Here is a 3941-nt window from a genome sequence, read left to right as displayed (position 1 = left end):
TAATCGTAATAGTATTGAGAATGTTTGGTCGGTGATGAAACTAAACTATAATCTTATCTATCACAGAGCAAGAAGTGTAATGGGTGATTCATCCCGTCTTTTTGCCCGTTCTGTAGGAGCGCTTTTCTTGCAGTAAGCCCATAATTGCCGAAAGCAGTGTGCTTTTCCCGCCGCCGGACTCCCCGATAATGCCGCAGCGTTTTCCCCGCTTGAGCAAAAAGCTCACGTTCCGTATGCTGGTTTCGGCTCTATCAGTATCGTCGGCTGCGGTAGTCTGTGATTCCATCTTGTCTGTATTACCGGTATCACCAGCGATAGAACAGAAGAGGCAGAGGGATTGGTCGGCTGTGTATGTCGCGAAGGCTCAACTATATCAGTATCATTAAATGGTCATTTTACTGTAATGAGCGCTGCTGCAATAGTCATTGCTATTACATAGAAGAATACGCAATGTATTGAAGTGTTTGCGCAAGATCATGCTATATGCAAAGTCTAGTGTTACTCTAGACTAAATCTGGTAATTATTTATACTAATACCGACTATAAAGGTCATGAGGAGGTTTTTATGATTAAAACGATTACATTACCTAAATCGTTGCAGGTTGCTTTGGCGGTATTTATTTCATTTTCGTTTATCTGTGTTGGCTGTGCAACAGCACCCGCTGGAAATGCAAAGGATATTGGCCCATCTGTTGCCGATAATGCCCGGAAAGAATCCTATGTGAACGGTATTATTTATCAACTTTCCGCTGAAGTAAAAGGATTACAAATGCAAGCCTATAAACTGGCGAGAATTCGGTTGGAAGATCGGCTTCAAGAACAAGCACAGGGTAAATATTCAAAACCGTTAGCTATTGTTACTGATCTTGATGAAACAATTCTGAGCGATACAATGTATTTAGCCGATGCCGTACAGCGTCCTGAATCGTGGGATAACGGCCCCTTCGATAAATATTACTATGCAGGATTGTCCTCCGTTGCCTGTAAAGCAATCCCCGGCGCTGTAGACTTTTTTAATTATGCAAGCAGTAAGGGCATAGAAATCTTCTATATTACTAATCGTGATCCCGATAAAGGCGAATTAACGGTTAAGCAGCTACAATATCTCGGTTTCCCCAATGCCGATAAAGATCATATTCAGGTAAAGCTGCAAGACGGCTCTTCCAATAAGACCCAGCGCCGTAACAACGTATTAAAAGATCACGATGTCATTATGTATCTTGGCGATAATATCGGAGACTTTACCGGTGATTTTAAGACGGATCTCGGTCCTGTAAAGCGGACGGAACTTGCATTGCAAGCTCCCTATACGGATTTTTGGGGTGATAAATGGATTGTGTTCCCGAACGCAACTTACGGCAACTATGTTTCGGCAGTCTGGTATGGTGATAAAAAAGCCGATGCCGCAAAACGGGTTGAATATATTAAACAGCTTTTTGACAGTGTAAAATTTACTAATACTGAAAAGTTTGGTACCTGGTATAAAGAGTAGTGATTAATAAGAAAGGCAGCCGTATTATAACTATTGTCGCGGTTACCTTTCTTCTGTGCGGAATGTTCAACACAATTCCGTATGTTTTTTAGACAATTAAACAATTAAAAGAATGTTCGTCTTGCGGAGTGCAGCGTTTCATCTGCAAAACACAGGAGTATATACAATGAATATAGTTCGGCGTTTCTCAATGCGTAATAAACAGCTCTTTATTTTTGGCATACTTATTTTAGTTATGGGAGTGTTTCTAACTGTCCTTGCCGTAACTGTAGGAAAAAAAGCTGTTATCGAAAATGTAGAACAGCAATTAAATATGAAGGCTCAAGATACAGCTGAAATAATCGATAGAAGACTTGATGCTTTACTACAATTTCTGCAAGGTATTGCTTCAAATCCTGATTTACAAAGAACAGACCTATCTATGCACCAAAAAGTTGTAATTATTAGTACTGGTATAATTCGGAATAAATATATTGAATCATTTGGTATCTGTGATTTAAAAGGAGATTTTTATGATTTATCGGATAAAATTGTCTCTGGAGCTGATCGCGATTGGTTCAAAGCCGCTGCTGCGGGACATAACTTTATTGCAGACCCTCGTTTAAGCCGTGCTACAAAAAAAATACAAATACGAATAGGTATTCCTATCTTTGATAATAATAATACAGTTATTGCTGTATTGTGCGTAGCAACAAATAAAAAAATACTTACTAATAGTATTAATGATATAGTAATCGGTAAGAGCGGTTACTGTTATGTTGTTGATCGAACAGGAACATTTATTGCTCATAAAGATGAAGATATGATTATGAACTCTGTAAATATGATTGAAGACGCAAAAAAAGATAGTTCTTTGCAATCAGTCGCAAACTTTATTCAGTATGCATTGAATAATGATGAGGGTATTGGCTCATATCATTTTAAAAATGAAAATCGTATTGCCTCTTTTGCACTGCTTAAAAAGGCAAATTGGAAAGTTATTATCACTGCGCCTATCGATGAATTTTTGACAACGATACAGATGCTGCGGTATTTGATGTATGGAAGCGGGTCAATAATTTTATTGATATCATTGGTTATTGTCTTTTTTATTGCTCGCGCAATGGTTAAACCGATTCAAAGTACTGTATATGCTTTAAAAAATATTGCGCAGGGTGAAGGCGATTTGACAGTGCGCCTACCGGTTACGGGCAATGATGAAATTACCGATTTGTCTGAATACTTTAATGAAACGATTGCAAAAATCGGGGCTTCAATTCAGCAGGTTGGAGTAAATAGTCATATAATGAAGGGAATTGGTAGTGAGCTTGCCTCAAATATGATTGAAACAGCGAGTGCTGTACACCAGATCAACGCAAATATCGATGGGGTAAAGCAGAAAGCTTTAACGCAAGCATCCAGTGTTACTGAAACGGCTACAACAGTCGAAGAAATTGTCCGTACGATTAAGCAATTAAACGCGAGCATCGAAACACAAGCAGCGAGTGTTGCTCAATCTTTTTCGTCAGTAGAACAAATGGTCTTAAATATTACTTCGATTGGACAAACTCTCAGCAAAACCGATAGCGCTATTAAAGATTTAACCACAGCAACCGGTGATGGTAAAGCAACGCTGATAACATCTAACACTGTAACACAAAAAATTGCAGAAGAATCCGGCTCCCTACTGGAAGCCTCAAGTGTTATTCAGCACATTGCAAGTCAAACCAACCTTCTCGCAATGAATGCTGCTATTGAAGCTGCTCATGCAGGAGAAGCCGGTAAAGGTTTCGCCGTTGTTGCTGACGAAATCCGTAAACTTGCTGAAGATTCTGCAATGCAAGGCAAAACGATTACGGCAACACTGAAAGCATTATCAGGAGAAATCGAGACGCTTTCTACCTCCTCTAAAACAGTAGAGGAAAAATTTAATGCTATTTTTACACTTGCCGAACAGGTAAAAGAAATGAGTACTCACTTAACTGAAGCGATACAGCAACAGGAAAGCGGCAGCAAGGAAGTGTTGAATGCTATAAAGACTATCAACACAGTAACAGTAGAAGTACAAGCTGGTTCGGAAGAAATGCTGAAAGGCGGTGAAAGCGTCGCAGCAGAGATGCATAAATTAGATAGTCTTACCCGTGTTATCACAAAAAGCATGAATGAAATGTCTGCCGGAGCGCTGCAGATTAACCAAGCGGTGCAGGAAGTCAACGAGATAACACAGAAGAACAAGCGGAGTATTGAGGTATTAGCTCATGAGGTCGCTAAATTCAAAGTCTAACCTTTTGTAAATATACGGCGCACCTGCTCACGATGCTATACTAGCCGCTGCAAAGGTTCTTATATATTCGGTATGCGATGTGCTTGAACACCTCGTACTGCCAGCAGAAATCAACACCCCTGGCACGAGCATAAACCCTCGTATAATAAAGTCATAGAATTATCTTGTATCATTTGGGTAAAATAA

At 39.6% G+C, this 3941-nt stretch carries 3 protein-coding genes; 2 read left to right on the top strand and 1 reads right to left on the bottom strand.

The window, feature by feature from the left end:
* Positions 1–88: 88 nt before the first annotated feature.
* Positions 89–286 carry an ATP-binding cassette domain-containing protein gene (locus tag ACTTJ8_RS11470; RefSeq protein ID WP_442721264.1) on the bottom strand — a complete coding sequence of 66 codons (198 nt, stop codon included), beginning with the start codon at positions 284–286 and terminating at the stop codon, positions 89–91.
* 279 nt (positions 287–565) lie between these two features.
* On the opposite strand from ACTTJ8_RS11470, the gene ACTTJ8_RS11465 reads away from it, so the two are divergent.
* Positions 566–1492, top strand: a complete 927-nt coding sequence (locus tag ACTTJ8_RS11465) for a 5'-nucleotidase, lipoprotein e(P4) family (protein ID WP_442721263.1) — start codon at positions 566–568, stop codon at positions 1490–1492.
* Between the two features lie 166 nt (positions 1493–1658).
* Positions 1659–3755 carry a methyl-accepting chemotaxis protein gene (locus tag ACTTJ8_RS11460; RefSeq protein ID WP_442721262.1) on the top strand — a complete coding sequence of 699 codons (2097 nt, stop codon included), beginning with the start codon at positions 1659–1661 and terminating at the stop codon, positions 3753–3755.
* The last annotated feature ends 186 nt before the right edge of the window (positions 3756–3941 follow it).

It is taken from the genome of Treponema sp., from assembly GCF_052169735.1.
Lineage (GTDB): Bacteria > Spirochaetota > Spirochaetia > Treponematales > Treponemataceae > Treponema.
Note: the sequence above shows the minus strand (reverse complement) of the source record. Positions and strands in the feature narration are given on the sequence as shown.

Bases quoted from the DNA above. Each gene is read 5' to 3' on its own strand.
- ACTTJ8_RS11465 (WP_442721263.1), top strand. From the start codon at position 566: ATGATTAAAACGATTACATTACCTAAATCGTTGCAGGTTGCTTTGGCG.
- ACTTJ8_RS11470 (WP_442721264.1), bottom strand. From the start codon at position 286: ATGGAATCACAGACTACCGCAGCCGACGATACTGATAGAGCCGAAACC.
- ACTTJ8_RS11460 (WP_442721262.1), top strand. From the start codon at position 1,659: ATGAATATAGTTCGGCGTTTCTCAATGCGTAATAAACAGCTCTTTATT.